This window comes from Tardiphaga robiniae (assembly GCF_001618955.1).
In the GTDB taxonomy this organism is placed as follows: domain Bacteria; phylum Pseudomonadota; class Alphaproteobacteria; order Rhizobiales; family Xanthobacteraceae; genus Tardiphaga; species Tardiphaga robiniae_A.
Genome location: NZ_LVYV01000012.1, coordinates 155,920 through 175,372, shown reverse-complemented (window position 1 = coordinate 175,372; position 19,453 = coordinate 155,920). Strand labels below are relative to the sequence as shown.

The window sequence follows — 19,453 nt, the reverse complement described above, 5'->3', positions numbered from 1 at the left end:
CTTCAGTTATTCGGCAGCAAGCGGAAAGGCCTGTTGCTTGTCATGATGTTGCGGTGCGTGATGATCGACATCCTCACCCGATCCGCGTTCATCCAGGCTCTTGCGAAACCATAGGGCATAGAGACCCGGGAGATACAACAACGTCAAGAACGTCGCCACAAACAATCCACCCATGATGGTGACCGCCATCGGGCCCCAGAAGGCCGAGCGCGACAGCGGGATCATCGCCAGAATGGCCGCCAGCGCCGTCAGGATGACCGGACGCGCACGGCGCACGGTCGCCTCGACGATGGCTTCGCGGCGGGTCAGGCCGTGCTGCACATCGGTTTCGATCTGATCCACCAGAATAACGGCGTTGCGCATGATCATACCCGCCAGCGCGATCAGGCCGAGCAGTGCCACGAAGCCGAACGGCTTGTTGGCAACGTTCAGCGCCAAAGAGGCACCGACGATGCCGAGCGGCGCCGTCAGGAACACCAGGATCAGGCGCGAGAAGCTCTGCAATTGCACCATCAGCAGCGTCAGCATGATGATCATCATCAGCGGAAACAGCACGGCAATCGAGGCATTGCCCTTGCTGGATTCCTCCACCGCGCCGCCAATCTCGATGCGATAGGCCGGCTGCAGGCTGTCGCGGATCTGCTGGAGCTGCGGCCAGATCTGGTTGGTGACATCCGGCGGCTGCACGCCGTCGACAACGTCGCCGCGTACTGTGATCGCCATGTCGCGGTTACGGCGCCAGAGGATCGGCTCCTCATGGGCGTATTCGATCTTCGCCACCTGTGACAGCGGCACTGGAACGCCGTTGCGCGAGATGATGGTAAGATCGCCCACACGGCCGAGATCGAGGCGTTCCGACGGCACGGCACGGGCGACGACACCCACTTTCTCGATACCGTCACGCACGGTCGTAACCGACGCGCCGGAGATCAGCATCGCTAGGGATTGTGACAACTCCTGCGGCGTCAGGCCGAGCGCACGGGCGCGGTCCTGGTCGACCACCAGCCTGAGCGAAGGCGTCTGCTCGTTCCAGTCGAGCTGCGGATCGACCATATTCTTGTTGGCGCGCATCACTTCGCGCACTCTGTAGGCGATATCGCGCACGGTCGCGGTATCCGGCCCGATGACGCGGAACTGGACGGGGAAACCGACCGGCGGGCCGAAATTGAAGCGATCGACGCGCACGCGTGCTTCCGGCAGCTGGCCATCGGCGACGGCCTTCTCGATTTTGGACTTGATGCGCTCGCGTGCCTCGACATCCTTGGACACAATCACGATCTCGGCGAAGGCCTCGTTCGGGAGCTGCGGATTGAGGCCGAGCCAGAAGCGCGGCGAGCCGCGGCCGACATAGGCCGTATAGGTGGCGATGTCCTTGTCGTCCTTGAGCAGCTTCTCGGCGTCCTTGACCGCCTTTTCGGTAACACCAAAGGCCGTGCCTTCCGGCAGGCGCAGCTGCAGGAACAGTTCCGGGCGCTCAGACAGCGGGAAGAACTGCTGCTGGACATGGCCGAAACCGACGATGGCGGCAATGAAGATGCCGACCGTGGCGGCTACCACCTTGATGCGATGCGTGACGCACCACTGCACGACGCTGCGCAACCCGCGATACATGCGCGTCTCATAGACCGCATGCGGATCGTGATTGGCCTTGCCGTGGGCAGCAAAGTTCGGCAGCAGCTTGACGCCAATATAGGGCGTGAAGATCACCGCGACGAACCATGAGGCGATCAGCGCAATCGCGACCACCCAGAAGATGCCACCGGCATATTCGCCGACTGCGGAATTGGCGAAGCCGATCGGCAGGAAGCCGACGGCCGTGATCAGCGTGCCCGTGAGCATCGGAAACGCCGTCGACTCCCAGGCGAAGGACGCCGCGCGGACGCGGTCCCAGCCCTGCTCCATTTTCACCACCATCATCTCGACCGCAATGATCGCGTCGTCGACCAGGAGGCCGAGCGCGATGATCAACGCGCCGAGCGTGATGCGATGCAGGTCCATGCCCATCGCATTCATGACCATGAAGACGATACCGAGCACCAGCGGCACCGACAGTGCGACCACGATGCCGGTGCGCCAGCCGAGCGCAAGGAAGCTGACGAACAGCACGATCCCCAGGGCCTCGATGAATGAGTGCGTAAATTCGCCAACGGCGTGTTCGACCACCAGCGGCTGATCGGCAATCTGCTCGACATTGATGCCCTGCGGGACTGCGACCATGAACTCGTTCTTGGCCTTTTCGACGTCCTTGCCGAGTTCGAGAATATTGGCGCCGTTGGCCGTCACAACGCCGATGCCGAGCGCGTATTGGCCCTTCTGCCGGACCTTGAAATCCGATGGATCGACGAAGCCGTGGCTCACCGTCGCGATATCACCGAGGCGGAACGTGCGTCCGTTGCTCTCCACCGGCGTTTCCGCGACGGTCTTCACGCCGTCGAGCGCACCGGTAACGCGCAGCGGTACGCGCTGCGACGAGGTTTCCACCGTACCGGCCGGCTGAATCGCGTTCTGCTTGGCAAGTGAGTCGAACAGCGTCTGCGGCGTGATGCCGAGCGTCGCCAGCTTGGCGTGGGAAAATTCGACGAAAATGCGCTCGTCCTGGGTGCCGTAGAGATTGACCTTGGTGACGCCTTTCACCTTCAACAGGCGCTGGCGCAGGCCTTCGGCGACCACTTTCAACTGTTTGAAGTCGGCGCCGTCGCCGGTCATCATGTAGAGAATGGAATCGACGTCGCTGAACTCGTCATTGACCGTCGGCCCGACCAGATTCGCAGGCAGACTGCCCTGCACGTCGGCGAGCTTCTTGCGCAGCAGATAGAACAGGAACGGCACGTCCTTGGCCGGCGCGTTGTCTTTGAACGTGACCTGCAGCGCCGTGAAGTTCGGCTTCGAATAGGTCTGCACCTTGTCGAAGTAAGGCAGCTCCTGCATCTTTTTCTCGATGGGATCTGCAACCTGCTCCTGCATTTCCTTGGCCGTCGCGCCCGGCCAGATCGCCGTGACGTTGACCACCTTCACCGTGAAGGACGGGTCTTCGGCGCGGCCGAGCTTCTCGTAAGAGATGAAGCCGCCGACGCCGAGCGCGATGATCAGAAACAGGATCAGCGCGGGATGAGCGACGGCCCAGGCGGAGAGGTTGAAGCGATGCATCGGCTTCGTCCTTTGAATGCGAGCGTCTTAAAACGACAATGCGGAGACGACGTGGACCTTCAGCGCAGGGTCCAGTTTCTGCACCCCGAGCGTCACGATCTTGGCACCTTCATCGACGCCACCTGATATGATGACATCGTTGCTCTCATAGGACTTCACCTTGACGGGCTGCAGGGCGACGTCGCCCGATGCGCTCACAACATAGAGCGAAGGATTGTTGCCCTGGCTGAACAGTGCCGAAAGCGGCACGCGCGCAACGCGTTCGGTGGCGGGATCGGAGAGCGTCAGCGTCGCCGTCATGCCGAGCGACACCTTGTCGTCGGCCTCGGGCAGCGAGAATTTGGCGAGATAAGTGCGGGTCGCGGTGTCGGCATTGGGCGCGAGTTCACGCAGCTTGGCGGCATATTGCTTGCCGGGCTCGGACCATAGCGTCACGCTGGCTTTGCCTTCCTTGGCGCGGCCAACCAGCGTTTCCGGAATGGAAACCACCGCCTCCTTCTCGCCGAAGCGCGCGACACGGATGGCGGCTTGCCCTGCGGCGACGACCTGACCGGCATCGATCAGCGTCGCGGTGACAACGCCGCGGGTGTCGGCGATCAGCGTCGCATAAGAGAGGCTGTTCTTGGTGAGTTCGACAGAGCGTTCGGCGCGATTGAGACGCGCGCGGGCTTCGTCGCCCGTGGCTTTGGCTTGATCTAGCTGTGCCTGGGTGGACCAGCCCTTGGCGCGCAGCTCGGTGGCGCGGCCCTCGGCTGCAGTGGCATTGGCCAGCACGCCCGTGGATGCGTTGAGTTCGGCGACCGCCTGCTCGGCCTGCAGCTTCAGATCGACCTCGTCGAGCGTAGCCAGCGGCTGGCCGATCTCGACGTTCTGGCCGACCTCAACAAGGCGCTTGGCGACTTTGCCGGTGACCCGGAAGCCCATATCGGTCTCGATCCGCGGGCGGATGGTGCCGACGAAACTGCGCTGCGGAGATTCCGGCTCGTAATGCACGGTCGCGACCAGCACGGGGCGGGTCGGCTTGGCCTCAGCCTCGGTCTTCTTGCCGCAGCCGGCCAGAGCAAGGGCCGGGATCAGCAGGAGCGCGGCGGCGAGTGGCTTGCGGAAAGCGCTGACTTTGGTGTGGCCGAGCATCACGAGCGTCCTTCGAATGAATGTTCGAAGGGAACTTAGGCGTGACCACTGACGAATGTCAATATTCGTCAGTGGTCACAATTTCGGCAGATTGCCGCACCCCATCCCGGCCTTATTTCACCCGTGCCGGTTTGCCGGTAGTTGTGAACTCCGTTGCTGTCCCGTGATTGCCGACGAGCAGGAGAATACCGGCGACCAGCGGCATCGCCGCCAGCACCAGAAGCCCGGTCGAGGTACTGCCCGTCAGCTCCTTGACCCAGCCGATCAGATAGGGACCGCCGAAGCCGGCGAGATTGCCGATCGAATTGATCAGCGCGATGGCACCGGCGGCCGCCGTGCCGCTGAGCCACGCGGTCGGCAGCGTCCAGAACAGAGCGAAGGTGCAGAACACGCCGATCGCAGCGACCGTCAGCGCGACCATGGTCAGAGTCGGATTGGTGGAGATGCCGGACAGCGCGAGCGCCACGGCGGTCAGCAGCAGCGGCAGGCCGACATGCCAGACGCGTTCGCGGGTCTTGTCGGAATGCTGCGCCCACAGCACCATGGCAATGGAGCCGAACAGATAGGGGATCGCGGTGACGAAACCGGTCTGCAGATTGGTGAAGCCGAACGCCTTCACGATCTGCGGCAGCCAGAACTGCATGCCATAGAGCGCGCCGACAAAGCCGAAATAGATCACGCTCAGCATCAGCACCTTCGACGACGACAGCGCCTGCCCCAGTGTCATGCCATGGGCGCTTTCCTTGGCGAGACGCTCGCCTTCGAGCTTGTTGGGGAGCCACATCTTCTGGTCGGGCGTCAGCCATTCGGCCTTTTCAGGTTTGTCGGTGAGGTAGAACCAGGTGACGACGCCGAGAATGACCGAAGGAATCCCTTCGATGATGAACAACCACTGCCAGCCCTTCAGGCCCATGACACCGTCGAGCCCCAGCAGCATGCCGGAGATCGGCGCGCCAATCACCGTGGATACGGGAACCGCGATCGCGAAGGCCGCGAGGAAACGCGCGCGATATTCGGCCGGAAACCAGTAAGTGAGATAGAGGATAATGCCGGGGAAGAAGCCGGCCTCGGCGACACCGAGCAGAAAGCGCAGCGTGTAGAAGCTCCACGGGCCACTGACGATCGCCATCAGCGCGGAAATGATGCCCCAGCTCACCATGATGCGCGCGATCCAGCGGCTGGCGCCGAATTTCTCCAGCGCGATGTTGCTGGGAACTTCAAAAATGAAATAGCCGATGAAGAAGATGCCCGCGCCCCAGGCGAAGACCGTCGGCGAGAAATTCAGTTCGGCATTCATGGTGAGCGCGGCGAAGCCGAGATTGACCCGGTCGAGATAGGCCAGGAAATAAGCCAGCACCAGAAACGGGATCAGCCGCCACGAAATGGCGCGGATGGTCGAGGTTTCGATGTCGGATTTGGCACTGCGCGTGGCGCGCGCACCGACGGCGGTCTGGCTCATGGTTCACTCCCGGTCGTTTGTTGTCGGCAACGGCCTCTGCGGGCCGCGCTGTCATGTCGCACGGTTTAGCGAAAGAGCCGGGGAGCGGCAATGTCTGTGCAGAGCAGTAATCAGCTCAGCGCAATACCTGCGTGAACAGCACCTGCGCAAAGCGCTCGATCGGCGCCGGGCTGCGTTCGGCCTTCGACAGCAGGTTGGCGCCCTGCAGCGAGGAGACGATGAAGCCCGCAACCTCAGCGCACTTGAAGTCGGCCGGCAGCTCGCCGGCTGTCACCGCAGAGGTCAGGCATTCGGCGATGCTCTGTTGGACGTCGGCGAAGATCGTCAGCAGCCGGTCGCGAATGAGGTCGCTGTGGTCGCTGGCTTCTGCCGTGAAATTGCCGAACAGGCAGCCATTGCACATCTGGTCTTCGCTCAGCCGGGCCACATTTGCATCGATATAGGCGCGCAGCCGCGCCAGTGGCGACAGGCCTTCATTGCGCAGCGTCTGCGCCATCAACTCGCGGCCCTTGGCGAAATAGAGATCGATGATCTCGAGGCCAAATTCTTCCTTGGAGGTAAAGTGATTGGTAAAGGTGCCCTGCGGCACGCCGGCGGCATGCACGATGTCGCGGACGCTCGCGCCCGCATAGCCGCGCGCATGCACGACCGCGAGGCCTGCGGTGAGAATCCTGTCGCGATTCGAGAGCTTCGCCATGGGCTTAATATGGCTGCGCCGGACGCCGGATCAAGCGACCGACACGCATAGGCACAAAGCATTCAGGCCTTGTCCGGCCCTCGGCATCTAGCCGTGCCCGTAGCGTCGGGCCGCCTCGACGGTCAGGCCCTTGCCGACAGCCCCGAACGTATCGCCATCGATGGCCCGGGCGGCCGGCAACGCCGCCGTGATCGCCTTGCGGACATGGGCGAGCTGCACCGAACCGCCGGTCAGGAACACCGCATCGATCGCTTCGGGCTTCAGCCCGGCCTGGGTCAGGCAGATCTTGATCCGCGCGGTGATCCGATCGGCGAGCAACTGGGTGTGGCTGACCAGTTCCTTGCGGGCGACGCCAGCGGCGAGGCCAGGCTCGATCCAGTCCAGCGCGATGCTCGATTTCGGCTTGTCAGACAGGCCAATCTTCGCGCCCTCGACTTCCATCGCCAGCGTATGTCCGCGCTGTTCGTCCAGTACACGGACGAGACGGTCCAGCAGCTCCGGCTGCTGCGCCTCATAGCGCACCTGCTTTACCTCGTTCATGACCTTGGAATCGTACATCCGGTTGATGCTCGACCAGGTCGCCAGATCGTGGAAATAGCCCGACGGCACATCGAGCCCCGCGCGCTTCATCGCCGAACGATAGCCGAGCAGCGGCATGATCACGCCGAGACTGAGATGTCTGTCGAAATCGGTACCGCCGATGCGCACGCCGTCATTGGCGAGAATGTCGTCCTTGCGGTCGGCATGGCGATGCCGCTGAGGCGACAGCCGCACGATGGAGAAGTCCGACGTGCCGCCGCCGATATCGGCGATCAGCGCGATCTCCTCCGAATTGATCTGCCGCTCGTAATCCAGCGCCGCGGCAATCGGCTCGAACTGGAATGTCACGTCCTCGAAGCCGACGTCCTTGGCGATCGCGCGCAGCGTAGCTTCGGCCTTGGCGTCACCGGCCGGATTGTCATCGACGAAATGGACGGGACGGCCATGGACGACCTGGCGGAGTTCAAGCCCTGTGGCCTGTTCCGCACGCCGCTTCACCGCACCGAGATAATAGGCGATGACATTGCGGAAGCTGACGCGTTCGCGGCCGACGCGCGTCGTCTCATCGATCAGCGACGTGCCAAGCACGGATTTGAGGCTGCGCATCAGGCGGCCAGGCGCGCCCTCGACATAGGCTTCGATCGCCTTGCGGCCAATGAAGGCGCCGGTATCGGCCTTGTAAAAGATCGCACTCGGAATTGTGACATGATAGTCTTCGAGCGCCGCCAGCACCGGAACATCATTGATGACCGTGCCTAGCGTCGTGTTCGACGTTCCAAAATCCAGACCACAAACCGACATTGCCGCTCCCGAAAGGAACGTCCGTCTACACAGTTCGCAGGCCGCGATCTAGCATTATATTTTTGCACAGCCGCACTGTCATGAAGCGCACCGAACACTGCAATTTTCGAAGCAAAACAACGCGATCCACAGAACAATCGACTGCATCCGCCGGGGTTGATGAATCGTGCGGCATCGGTCCATAAGCGTTTTGCGACGGCGGTATGACCCGCCACGGAATTTCGAAGGAATCTCTACGCGTGGCAAACATCAATCAGAAGATCGCAGACGAACTTGGCGTGCGCGAACAGCAGGTCGCGGCGACGGTAGAGCTGCTCAACGGCGGCGCGACGGTGCCGTTCGTGGCGCGCTACCGCAAGGAAATCACCGGCGGTCTCGATGACGCGCAACTGCGCACGCTGGAAGAGCGCCTGACCTATCTGCGCGAACTCGAAGAACGCCGCCTCGTGATTCTGGAATCGGTGCGCGAACAGGGCAAGCTCGATGCCGCGCTCGAAACGGCGATCATGACCGCCGACACCAAGGGCCGTCTCGAAGACATCTATCTGCCGTTCAAGCCGAAGCGCCGCACCAAGGCCGAGATCGCCAGGGAAGCCGGCCTCGAGCCGCTGTCGGAACTGTTGCTGACGGAGCCGCAGAACGATCCAAAGAAAGTTGCGGAAGCTTTCGTCAATGCCGAGAAGAACGTCGCCGATGTCGCCGCGGCACTGGATGGCGCCCGCGCGATCCTCGTCGAGCGGTTCGCCGAAGATGCCGATCTGATCGGCGCGCTGCGCGAGCAGATGTGGTCGAACGGCCTGATGGCCTCGACCGTGCGCACCGGGAAGAAGACCGAAGGCGAGAAGTTCAAGGACTATTTCGACTTCAGCGAGCCGCTGCACAAGCTCCCATCACACCGTATCCTGGCGTTGTTCCGCGGCGAGAAGGAAGAGATCCTCGATCTCGCGATGCAGCCCGAGCCGGTACCGGCCACGCCTGCGCCAACTACCACACCAAGCTCCTATGAGCTGAAGATCATGAACCGCTTCGGCGTCTCCGATCAGGGCCGCCCCGGCGACAAGTGGCTGACCGAAACCACGCGCTGGGCCTGGCGCACCAAGATCCAGGTCCATCTCAACATCGACCTGCGCATGCGGCTGTGGACTGCGGCGGAAGAAGAAGGCGTCCGCGTGTTCGCGTCGAACCTGCGCGACCTGCTGCTCGCAGCGCCTGCCGGCGCGCGCGTCACCATGGGCCTCGATCCAGGCTTCCGTTCGGGTGTGAAAACCGCGATCATCGACGCGACAGGCAAGGTCGTCGCAACGACCACGATTTATCCGCATGAGCCGCAGCGCCAGTGGGATGCGTCGCTCGCCATGCTCGGCAAGCTCGCCGTCCAACACAAGGTCGACCTGATCGCCATCGGCAACGGCACCGCCTCGCGCGAGACCGACAAGCTGGCCATGGAGCTGGTCAAGCTGCTGCCGGACCTCAAGATGTCGAAGATCGTGGTGTCGGAAGCCGGCGCCTCGGTCTATTCGGCCTCGGCCTTCGCCTCTGAAGAACTGCCCGAGCTCGACGTCACGCTGCGCGGCGCGGTTTCCATCGCGCGCCGCCTGCAGGATCCGCTGGCCGAACTGGTGAAGATCGATCCGAAGGCGATCGGCGTCGGCCAGTATCAGCACGATCTCGGCGAGAGCAAACTGGCGCGGTCGCTCGATGCCGTCGTGGAAGACTGCGTGAACGGCGTCGGTGTCGACGTGAACACAGCATCCGCGCCGCTGCTGGCACGCGTGTCCGGCATCGGTACGGGTCTGGCGCAGAGCATCGTGCAGCACCGCGACGCCAACGGCCCGTTCAAGTCACGCAAGGCGCTGAAGGAAGTGCCGCGGCTTGGCCCGAAGGCATTCGAACAATGTGCCGGCTTCCTGCGCATCAATGACGGCGAGGATCCGCTCGATAAATCCGGCGTGCATCCGGAGGCCTATCCGCTGGTGAGGAAGATTCTGGAGGCCACCAAGAGCGACATCAAGGCGCTGATCGGCAATGCCGAGATCCTGCGCAAGGTGCAGCCCAAGACCTTCGTCGATGACACCTTCGGCCTGCCGACCGTCACCGACATCCTGAAAGAACTCGAAAAGCCCGGCCGCGACCCCCGCCCCGCCTTCAAGGCTGCGGTGTTCATGGAAGGCGTCGAGAAACTGAGCGATCTCAAGCCCGGCATGGTGCTCGAAGGCACAGTGACCAACGTCGCTGCTTTCGGCGCCTTCGTCGATATCGGCGTGCATCAGGACGGCCTGGTGCACATCTCGGCGATGTCGAAGACATTCATCAAGGATCCACGCGAAGTCGTGAAGTCAGGCGACATCGTCAAGGTGAAGGTGCTGGAAGTCGAAGTCGCCCGCAAGCGCATCGCGCTGACGCTGCGCATGGACGATCCTGTCGGCGCCAAGGCCGACCGTCCGCAAGCCGATCGCGGCCCTCGCTTCAACGAACGCCAGATGACATCGCGTGCTCCGGCGAAGCAGGAGAGCAGTGGCGGTGGTGCATTTGCAGAGGCACTGCGCCGCGCGGCCGAGAAGGGCGCGGGGAAGGCGAAGTAGTCTTACTTAACCTCTCCCCGCATTGCGGGGAGAGGTCGACCGGCGAAGCGCAGCGAAGTTGGTCGGGTGAGGGGCATGGCAGCGCCTCTCCTCAATGATTGATTCTCGGATCGGATTGTCCGACCCGCACCTCATCCGATTTATTTTAGTGAGTGCCCAGCCCCTCACCCCACCCCTCTCCCCGCGCAGAGCGGGGAGAGGGAGCGCACGGCCGGCGCGTTACTTCCCCAATTCCACAGCCAACTGCAAAATATCCTCATCGCAGTCCCGTGCGCCCATGATCGACAACCCGATCGGGCAATCGTCGAACTTGGCGACAGGCATTGAGACCTGCGGCGTTCCGGCATGGCCGGACACACAGAGCAATTCGATGGCGCGGGCGCGGAACACATCGAGCGTCGCATCCGGCGTGTTGCGCAGCGGCGCAATGCCTGGTGCGGTCGGCAGCACCATGACTGTATCGGCGGACAGCAGCGACAGCACGCGTTCAACGATGGTCTTGCGCATCGCGCGTGCGGCGGCGATCTCGGCGGGATCCAAAACCGCCGCAGCCGCGAAACGTTCCTTCACGCCGGGGCCGAGTTTCGGCTGGGTCGCCTTGATCCATTCGCCCTGCGCGGCCCAGGCTTCTTCCGACTGGACTACACGGAAGGTGTTGCGCCAGGCGTTGAGTTCACCGCTTGCGACATCTACCTCCTCGCTCGCGCCAATCAGCGCCTTGATGCGATCGACCGACGGCTGCAGCAGGTTGCGAACCTTCTCATCGACAGCGCCAAACAGGTCGCTTGCGATCAGAACCTTCTTCACCCGGCGCGGGGCACGCGCCTTGTCGAGCAGCACTTTGCCGACCTCGGCCATCAATTCGGGCGTGCGCGCGAACCAGCCGACGGTGTCGTAACTCGGTGCCAGCGGCACCGCGCCATCGAGCGGAACACGACCATGCGTGGTGCGAATGCCGTAGACACCGCAATAGCTGGCGGGCAAACGCACCGAGCCGCCGGTGTCGGAGCCGATAGCGAAATCGACGAGCGCACCGGCGGTCGCAGCGGCCGATCCGCTCGACGAGCCGCCAGGGATGCGGCCGGGCGCGGCCGGATTGATCGGCGTGCCGTAATGCGCGTTCTCGCCATTGAGGCTCCAGGCCAGTTCATCCGTATGCGTCTTGCCGACCAGTTTCACGCCGGCATCGAGCAGGCGATCGACCACTGGCGTTGATTTCGTCGGCACCGGATGTGTCGCCAGCCATTCCGGGCTGCCGGCGCCGGTCGGTACATTGGCAAGATCGAAAAAATCCTTCAGCGCAAAGGTGAGACCAGCGAGAGGCCCTTCCTTCGTCGTCTGCACTTCGATGTGGCCGTGATCCACAAAGGCATTGAGCGTGTCATTGATCGGCATCGAAGTCTCCGTACAGCAAGGGGCGCCCGCTTCAGTGGGGCTTGAGCAGACTCGCAGCCGGCCTGATGAAGGTCCTGATGCCGTTCTTGAAACCGAACAGCGGCTGCGCAATCTCGCATACCGCCTCTGCCTTGGTCTCGCAATCGAGCACCACGAGATCGGCGGAATTGCCGACGGCGATGCCGTAGTGCTTCAGGTTGAGCAGCTTCGCCGAAGCCGACGTCACGAGATCGAGACATCCGGCAAGATCGTCCATGGCGCCGACCTGCATCACATTGGCGTAGAGATTGATCATGCGGATCAGCGAGACATCCCCGAACGGCGTGAACGGATTCAGCACATTGTTGGTGGAGATATTCGCATTCACACCCAGCGCGCGCAGCTTGTGCGCCGATGTCACGCCGCGCGGCACATTATGATCGCTGCCGCGGCCTGTGAGGAACAGGTCGGTTGCCGGCAATACGGTGACGGCGACGCCAGCATCCGCCAGCCGTTTCGCAGCCGCCTCGAAGGCTGCCGGCGGCATCGCCGACAGTTTCGTGGCATGGCCGATGGCCACGCGACCGCCCCAGCCCGTGGCCTCCGTCATGCGGCAAACCTCTTCGAAATCGGACCGCGTCGGATCGAGATCGAAATCGAGGTGGAAATCGATATCGACGCCGAACTCCTGCGCGATGCCGAAGATCCTGGCGATCTGGCCGTTCGAGTCCTTGTCGATGTAAGGCACGCCGCCGAGAAGATCCGCGCCCTCTCGCATCGCCTGCAGCAGCACATCCTCGCAGCCGGGATCGTCGAGCAATCCTTCCTGCGGAAACACACACAGCTGCAGATCGATCGCCCAGGCGTAATCCTGCTTCAACTTCTTCAGCGCGCGAAAGCTGGTCAACCCGATACGCGGATCGACCTCGACATGGGTGCGCATGCGGTTGGTGCCGTGCTTGATCGCTTTCTCCAGCGTCTGCGATGCGCGTGCATAGACATCCTCTTCGGTGAAGTCGCGTTTGGCCCGGGAGACTTCGCTGATCACCTCCGCGAGCGTACCCTTCGCGCAATTGCAGCGGCCCAGGAGGCAGGATTTGTCGAGATGGATATGCGTCTCCACGAAGCCCGGCACGAGCAGCCGGCCGCCGACATCCTGATCCGGCGCCACGCCGCGCGGCAGGCCGATCTCGATGGCCTCGAACCGCCCGCCGCGAATGCCGATATCCACCGGGCCATCAGGCCGGTCGGCAATGCGCGCGTTGCGCAGGATGAGGTCGAAGGTCATGGGAGGACTCCTGGAGAGGCCACGCCACCGAGCGGGACGTAGCGAAAGCATATGCGTGGGCAAGCAAGGCATGTGCCAAGGCGCATGCGATTCAATCTCTGATTAACTATCTGAAAATACACTAGTATCTTCAAATCTTCCTTCAGAGAACTCCCAATAATCAGTCGCCGCACACAAGAATTGTATACGATCTGATGCATCTACCGAATACAATTCTGGCACCGGTTTTGCTATGATGGCGCCAGCATCTGTCCGCAGGAGAAACCCGATGTCGCAATCCCCCACCGCGCTTGCGCCCGTCACCAATGAAACCGCCCAGGCTGCCGACCTCGTCGAGCGGTTTCTCGTGGCCTCCATGGTGCCGGACCCGGAAACCGCGGGCACCTTCATGTCGGCCGACGTCGCGATCACCTTCACCGGCGGTCGCAAGTTCAAGCATCCGCGCGATGCCACCGCGTTCAACGCCATGCGCTACAAATGGGTGAAGAAGAAGATGGAGCGCACCGACGTGTCGCCGGGGAATGGCGAGACCATCGTCTACAATACCGGCACGCTCTACGGCGAATGGCATGACGGCACGCCGTTCGAAGGCAATCGCTATGTCGATCGCTTCGTCGTGCGCGACGGCAAGATCGTGAGGATGGATGTCTGGAACGACAGCGCCGAACGCATTCTCGTGCGCATGGATATCGAAGCGTAACGCGAACACAGCGGCTTGATCGCCGCCGGTGTTCAGCGCCTCGAAATGTCGACGATCTGGCACCCGGTTTGCATACAGAATGCAAGCTGAACGTAACCAGGAAACGTCGATGTTGCAGGGATTCTCCAGGACCATGAAGACAGGCGCCGCGCTGCTGTGCCTGATCGGTTTCACCAACACTGCCAAGGCCGACGCGGCTGCCTGCCCCGCGACGATCCCGTTCGGGTTGACCACTCCGCTGACGGGCAACCTCGCGTTGCTCGGCACGCAGGCCCGCAACGGCGCCGAATTCGCCGTCGATGAGATCAATGCGGCCGGCGGCATTGCCGGCAAGAAGATCGCGCTCACCACCGAGGACACCGGCGCCTCGTCAACCGACGCGCTGAATGCGATGAACCGCATCATCGAGAGCAAGCCGCTGGTCATCATGTCGTCGATGATCTCGCCGCATGTGTTCGCGCAGACCGAGAGCGTCAACAAGTCCGAGACGCCGTTCATCGTCGGCGCGACAAATGCCAAGGTAACCGCGCAGGGCTCGAAGTGGCTGTTCCGCACCCACGCCCATGACGGTCAGCTCGCCGACCTGATCCCCGAATATCTCGTGAAGTCGCTGAAGAAGACCAAGCCTGGCATTCTCGTCGTTGCCGACGATTACGGTCTCGGCGCGTCGAAGGGCATTCAGGCGGCACTTGCCAAACTCAATGTCACGCCGGTCGCAACGGCCTCTTATGCCCCGTCCGATAAGGACATGAGCGCGCAGCTTCTGGAGATCAAGGACAAGGGCGCCGACAGCCTGATCCTGTTCGGTCGTCCCTCCGACATCACGCTGGTGCTGAAGCAGATGGGCGATCTCGGCATCAAGCTGACCACCATCGGCAATACCAGCATTGTCGCGCAGACCACCCTGAACAATCTGTCCGCAGCCGAAGCCGACGGCAACTACGCGATCGGGGGCATGATCCCCCAAACCTCGACCGATCCGAAAATTCTGGATTGGGCAAAGCGCGTGCAGGACAAATACAAGGTGCCGGCCGACAACTTCACCGTCTCCTATTACGACTCGGTCTTCATGCTGAAGTCGATCATTGAGAAAGTCGGCTGCGACAAGCCCGCGATCCGCGATGCACTGGCGGCCACCAAGGACTTCAAGGGCATGCTGATCTCCTATCAGGCGGATGCCAATGGCGATCTTACCCATACGCTCGGCATCTACCGCAACAAGGGCAAGACCCCCGAATTCACCGGGCCGATCAAAGAGAGCGGGTTCTAAGACTTCATGGGCCAGCTCGTCGTCAACGGTCTGGCGCTCGGGAGCATCTACGCTCTCGTGGCGCTCGGTCTGCTGCTGATTTTCAACACCGTTCAGATCGTCAATTTCGCGCAGGGACAGTTGTTGATGCTCGGTGCCTTTATCGGCATTTCGGGCGCGGTGACGCATGAACTGCCGATGGCGCTGGCCTGGGCCTCCACCATGCTGGCGATGGCGCTGATCGGCATCGTCTTCATGGTGCTGGTCTATTTCCCCTTGCGCGGGCGGCCACCATTCCTCGTGATCCTCACCACCATCGCGATGGGCATCGTGCTGGAGAACATCGCGCTGATCGTCTGGGGGCCGCTGCCGGTGTCGCTGCCCTCGCCGGTACGCGGCCCGCCGCTGCGCTTTGCCGGCGTCGTTATTTCGATGCATCAGCTCTTCATCTTCTGTACGCTGGCCGTGATCCTGCTGCTGCAATATCTGATGCTCACCAGGACGCGCTTCGGGATCCTGATGCAGGCGACTGCGCAGGATCTGCACACCGCGCGGCTGGTCGGGATTCCCGTCAACCGTACCATCGCGGTGGCCTTTGCCTTCGGTGCGATCCTGTCGGGCATCGCTGGCCTGCTGGTTGCGCCGATCTTTCTTGCCGAACCGACCATGGGTGGCAGCTTAGGTCTCAAGGGTTTCGTCGTCAGCGTGATCGGTGGCTTCGGCAATCTGCCAGGCGCGGTGATCGGCGGATTGTTTCTCGGCCTGATCGAGACCTTCGGCGCGCGCTACATCTCCTCGAACTTCCGCGATGCCTATGCCTTCATCGTGATGATCGCCGTGCTCGTGGCCTGGCCGCGCGGATTGTTCGGCGAGAAGAGCAGCGAGAAGGTATGACAGTGAAACACTGGTTTCCGCTCGCGCTTGGCGCTGTGGTGGCGCTGCTGATCCCCGCAGTGACCCATGACAACTATGTCATTCAGCTCCTGAACATCGCGATCCTCAATGCCATTGTCGTGCTCGGATTGAACTTCGCCACCGGCTGGGTCGGCCAGATCAATTTCGGTCAGGCCGCATTCTACGGTCTCGGCGCCTATACGACGGGCATCGCGACCAAGGCCGGCCTACCCTGGATCACGACGCCGTTTCTGTCGGTCGTCATCGTGATGGGTGCGAGCCTTGTGCTCGGCCTGCCTACTTTGCGGCTGCGCACTTATTATCTCGCGATGACTACGATCGGTTTTGGTGAGATTGTCCGGCTGATCATCGTGCATTGGGAGCCCGTAACCGGCGGCACATCCGGCCTGCGCGCGATACCGGGCATTAACGTGTTCGGTATCGGCCCGCAGGGACAGATCCAGCATTATTACCTGCTGATCGTGGTGCTGGGGCTCGCCGCATCGATCGCCGCCCGTATCAGACAGTCGTCGCTCGGCCGGGCGATGATCGCCACCAAGGATTCCGAAATCGCGGCTGAGCAGAGCGGCGTGGACACCACGCGCACCAAGCTGATCGCCTTCACGATCGGCGCGGTCTATGCCGGCCTCGCCGGCTGCCTCTATGCCTCATCGATCCGCTTCATCAGCCCGGACAGTTTCTCCGGCACCCAGGCCATCCTGCTGATGACCATGCTGATCGTCGGCGGCATGGGCTCGATCCCCGGCTGCATCATCGGTGCTGTCGGCCTCACCATCCTGCCGGAGGCGCTGCGGTTTCTCGGGCAATGGTACCTCGTGCTCTACGGCCTCGGCGTCATTGCCGTCATCGTGCTGGCGCCCGGCGGTCTGGCCTCGCTCGCCTCACGCCTGCCACGCTGGGCAGGTGCGCGATGACCGATCAAACGATCATCACGGCGCGCGGCGTGACGCGCCGCTTCGGCGGCCTTGTCGCGCTCGACAGCGTCGATCTCGATGTGCCCCACGGCATCGTGCAGGCCATTATCGGCCCCAACGGCTCCGGCAAGACCACGCTTTTGAACGCGCTATCAGGCGCCTCGCATGCCGATGCCGGTTCGATCCGTATTGACGGCAAGGAGATATTTCGCCTCAGACCACATCGCATCGCGCGGCTCGGGCTGGCGCGCACATTCCAGAACATCCGGGTGTTTTCCAATCTCACAGTGCTGGAAAACGTAAAAGTCGCCGCCGCCTGCAACTCGCCGATGTCGATGTTCAGCATCATGCTGTCGACCACGACGCAGCGGCAGCGCGAGACGGAGATCGAGAGCGCCGCGCGCCAGGCGCTGGAAATCGTCGGCCTTGCCGGCCGCGCGGACGACCGCCCGACCCAGTTGCCCTATGCGCAGCAGCGCCTGCTGGAAATCGCACGGGCATTGGCGTCAAAACCCAGCGTGCTTTTGCTGGATGAGCCTGCCGCGGGCATGAACATGACCGAGAGCATGACGCTGCTCGACACCATCGCGAAGCTGAAGGGTAAGGGCATCACCGTGTTGCTGGTCGAGCACAATGTGCGACTGGTAATGGGGATCAGCGACCGCGTTGCCGTCCTCGATTTCGGCAAGAAGATCGCCGAAGGCGCGCCATCCGACGTGCAGCGAAACCCGTTAGTGATCGAGGCCTATCTCGGCAGGCGGCACCGCCATGCTTAAGGTCGACAATCTCCGCGTCTCCTACGGTCATATCGAAGTGCTGAAGGGAATCTCCTTCAGCGTCGAGATGGGCGAGATCGTTGCCCTGATCGGCGGCAATGGCGCCGGCAAGACCACGACGCTCAGCACCATCTCTGGCCTGCTGCGACCGACATCGGGCACGATTTCATGGAAGGGCGAAAACATTCACGGCACGGCTGTGGAAACCATCGTCGGCACCGGCCTCGCCCACTGCCCGGAAGGACGCCGGATTTTTCCGGGGCTAACCGTGCGCGAGAACCTGATCACCGGCACCGCATCGCGCGCCTACAGGAAGGCCGAAGTCGAGGATGATCTCGCGCTGGTGTTCGAACTGTTTCCGCGCCTGAAGGAACGCATCAAGCAGGGCGGCTGGTCGCTCTCCGGCGGCGAGCAACAGATGCTGGCCATCGGGCGCGCGCTGATGTCGCGGCCGAGCCTGCTGATGCTCGATGAGCCGTCACTCGGCTTGGCGCCCATCGTGATCGAGCAGGTTTTCGACAAGATCGTCGAACTCAACAAGCGAACGGGTCTGGGCGTGCTGCTGGTGGAGCAGAATTCGGCGATGGCACTGGAAGTCGCTGCACGTGCCTTCGTGCTTGAGACAGGTTCCATCACATTATCAGGCTCGGCCTCGGTCCTAGCGAACGATCCGCGAATCCGCGAGGCGTATCTCGGCGGATAGATCTGACCTCTCCCGATTGCGGAGAGAGGTCAGATCATCCTGTTACTTCACGTTCTTCAGCAGCTCGATATTCGCAACAACTTCCTTCGCCACGAGGTCGTCCATCGCTTTCGGCTGCATAGGCACCGGCTCGACGCCGATCTTCTTCAGCGCAGCCTGCATTTCCGGCTTGGCCAGAACCTTGACGCCGGCATCGTGCATCTTGTCCACGATTTCGCGCGGTGTCTTCGACGGCACGAACACGCCGATCCAGCTTTCGCTGACGCCATCCTTAAGACCGACTTCGGTCATCGACGGCACGTCGGGCAGTTCATTGCTGCGCTTGTCCGTGGAGACGACCAGCGCACGTACTTGTCCCTCACGAATCAACGGCAAAGCGGTGGCCGCCGGGCAGAAGTAGAAGTCGATACGGCCACCGAGAATATCGGCGATCACTTCCGGACCGCCGCGATACGGTACGTGGGTCGCTTCGAAATTGGCAGCGAGGCGGAATTTCTCGGCACTGATATGCACGGCGCTGCCGACGCCCACCGAACCGAAATTGATCTGCGATCCCTTGGCTTTCGCATCCTTGAGGAAATCGTCCACGGTCTTCCAGGGCCGCTCCTTCGGAATGATCATGATTTGCGGGCTGGAGCCAATCATGATGACCGACGACAGGTCCTTCGACGTGTCATAAGGCAGGTTCGGAAAGATCGCCGGCGTGATCGCCAGCGCCGAGGAATGCGCCAGGATGCTGTAGCCATCCGGCTCGGCCTTCGCGACCGCGTTGGTGCGGATCGAGCCGCCGCCACCGACCCGGTTCTCGACCACGATCGTCTGACCGAGTTCGGGCCCGAGACGCTCAAAGAAGATCCGCGGCACCACGTCCGTGGCGCTGCCGGGTCCGAACGGGATGGTGGCCTTGATCAGCCGGGTCGGCCAGATGGTATCGGGCTGCGCTGCGACAGACGACAGCAACACACCGGCAAAAACACACGACCACCGCACAAACTTATTCATTAACTTGCTCCAATAATACCATTCGACGGGAATGGCGGCCAGTGATCGGGCCAATCAGCGACAACGAAGCAAGTTTCGGACCGTTTGAAGTCTAAAACAACGCCCGAACGCGCGGTGATCCAGCCCAGACAAAGGACAACGCCGGCCTCACCCGTATTGACAAGGCCGGCAG

General features: G+C 62.3%; 15 protein-coding genes. 7 read left to right on the top strand and 8 right to left on the bottom strand.

Annotation, left to right across the window (positions count from 1 at the left end):
- Positions 1 to 6: 6 nt before the first annotated feature.
- From A4A58_RS14045 to A4A58_RS14025, 5 genes are all read right to left on the bottom strand, one after another.
- Positions 7 to 3,147, bottom strand: a complete 3,141-nt coding sequence (locus tag A4A58_RS14045) for an efflux RND transporter permease subunit (protein WP_068733018.1) — start codon at positions 3,145 to 3,147, stop codon at positions 7 to 9.
- 27 nt (positions 3,148 to 3,174) lie between these two features.
- The gene (locus A4A58_RS14040) at positions 3,175 to 4,281 is read right to left on the bottom strand and encodes an efflux RND transporter periplasmic adaptor subunit (RefSeq protein WP_068733016.1); all 1,107 of its coding nucleotides are present in this window, start codon (positions 4,279 to 4,281) and stop codon (positions 3,175 to 3,177) included.
- A gap of 112 nt (positions 4,282 to 4,393) precedes the next feature.
- Positions 4,394 to 5,740 (bottom strand): MFS transporter, encoded by a 1,347-nt coding sequence (locus A4A58_RS14035; RefSeq protein ID WP_068733014.1) that lies wholly within the window; start codon positions 5,738 to 5,740, stop codon positions 4,394 to 4,396.
- Positions 5,741 to 5,855: 115 nt separating this feature from the next.
- Positions 5,856 to 6,437 carry a TetR/AcrR family transcriptional regulator gene (locus A4A58_RS14030; RefSeq protein ID WP_068733012.1) on the bottom strand — a complete coding sequence of 194 codons (582 nt, stop codon included), beginning with the start codon at positions 6,435 to 6,437 and terminating at the stop codon, positions 5,856 to 5,858.
- Positions 6,438 to 6,524: 87 nt separating this feature from the next.
- Positions 6,525 to 7,778 (bottom strand): Hsp70 family protein, encoded by a 1,254-nt coding sequence (locus A4A58_RS14025; RefSeq protein WP_068733010.1) that lies wholly within the window; start codon positions 7,776 to 7,778, stop codon positions 6,525 to 6,527.
- Positions 7,779 to 8,017: 239 nt separating this feature from the next.
- On the opposite strand from A4A58_RS14025, the gene A4A58_RS14020 reads away from it, so the two are divergent.
- Positions 8,018 to 10,360 (top strand): Tex family protein, encoded by a 2,343-nt coding sequence (locus A4A58_RS14020; protein WP_283804897.1) that lies wholly within the window; start codon positions 8,018 to 8,020, stop codon positions 10,358 to 10,360.
- Between the two features lie 219 nt (positions 10,361 to 10,579).
- On the opposite strand, the gene A4A58_RS14015 is transcribed toward A4A58_RS14020, so the two are convergent.
- Both A4A58_RS14015 and A4A58_RS14010 read right to left on the bottom strand, forming a co-directional pair.
- The gene (locus A4A58_RS14015) at positions 10,580 to 11,755 is read right to left on the bottom strand and encodes an amidase (RefSeq protein ID WP_068733006.1); all 1,176 of its coding nucleotides are present in this window, start codon (positions 11,753 to 11,755) and stop codon (positions 10,580 to 10,582) included.
- 31 nt (positions 11,756 to 11,786) lie between these two features.
- Positions 11,787 to 13,022, bottom strand: a complete 1,236-nt coding sequence (locus A4A58_RS14010; protein WP_068733004.1) for an amidohydrolase family protein — start codon at positions 13,020 to 13,022, stop codon at positions 11,787 to 11,789.
- Positions 13,023 to 13,290: 268 nt separating this feature from the next.
- On the opposite strand from A4A58_RS14010, the gene A4A58_RS14005 reads away from it, so the two are divergent.
- The 6 genes from A4A58_RS14005 (at position 13,291) to A4A58_RS13980 (ending at position 18,279) form a co-directional block, all read left to right on the top strand.
- Positions 13,291 to 13,722: a nuclear transport factor 2 family protein gene (locus tag A4A58_RS14005; protein ID WP_068733003.1), complete on the top strand. Its 432-nt coding sequence runs from the start codon at positions 13,291 to 13,293 to the stop codon at positions 13,720 to 13,722.
- A gap of 109 nt (positions 13,723 to 13,831) precedes the next feature.
- Complete coding sequence (locus A4A58_RS14000) at positions 13,832 to 14,992, top strand: ABC transporter substrate-binding protein (RefSeq protein ID WP_158005681.1); 1,161 nt, start codon at positions 13,832 to 13,834, stop codon at positions 14,990 to 14,992.
- A gap of 6 nt (positions 14,993 to 14,998) precedes the next feature.
- Positions 14,999 to 15,865, top strand: coding sequence for a branched-chain amino acid ABC transporter permease (locus A4A58_RS13995; RefSeq protein ID WP_068732997.1), 867 nt, complete (start codon positions 14,999 to 15,001; stop codon positions 15,863 to 15,865).
- Positions 15,862 to 16,800 carry a branched-chain amino acid ABC transporter permease gene (locus A4A58_RS13990; protein WP_068732995.1) on the top strand — a complete coding sequence of 313 codons (939 nt, stop codon included), beginning with the start codon at positions 15,862 to 15,864 and terminating at the stop codon, positions 16,798 to 16,800. The genes A4A58_RS13995 and A4A58_RS13990 overlap by 4 nt, the downstream gene beginning before the upstream one ends.
- Positions 16,797 to 17,576 (top strand): ABC transporter ATP-binding protein, encoded by a 780-nt coding sequence (locus A4A58_RS13985; protein WP_068732993.1) that lies wholly within the window; start codon positions 16,797 to 16,799, stop codon positions 17,574 to 17,576. Before A4A58_RS13990 ends, A4A58_RS13985 begins: the two co-directional genes overlap by 4 nt.
- Entirely contained in the window at positions 17,569 to 18,279 is a 711-nt protein-coding gene (locus tag A4A58_RS13980) for an ABC transporter ATP-binding protein (protein ID WP_068732991.1), read from the top strand. The genes A4A58_RS13985 and A4A58_RS13980 overlap by 8 nt, the downstream gene beginning before the upstream one ends.
- A gap of 42 nt (positions 18,280 to 18,321) precedes the next feature.
- On the opposite strand, the gene A4A58_RS13975 is transcribed toward A4A58_RS13980, so the two are convergent.
- Positions 18,322 to 19,281, bottom strand: coding sequence for a Bug family tripartite tricarboxylate transporter substrate binding protein (locus A4A58_RS13975; RefSeq protein ID WP_068732989.1), 960 nt, complete (start codon positions 19,279 to 19,281; stop codon positions 18,322 to 18,324).
- Positions 19,282 to 19,453: the final 172 nt, after the last annotated feature.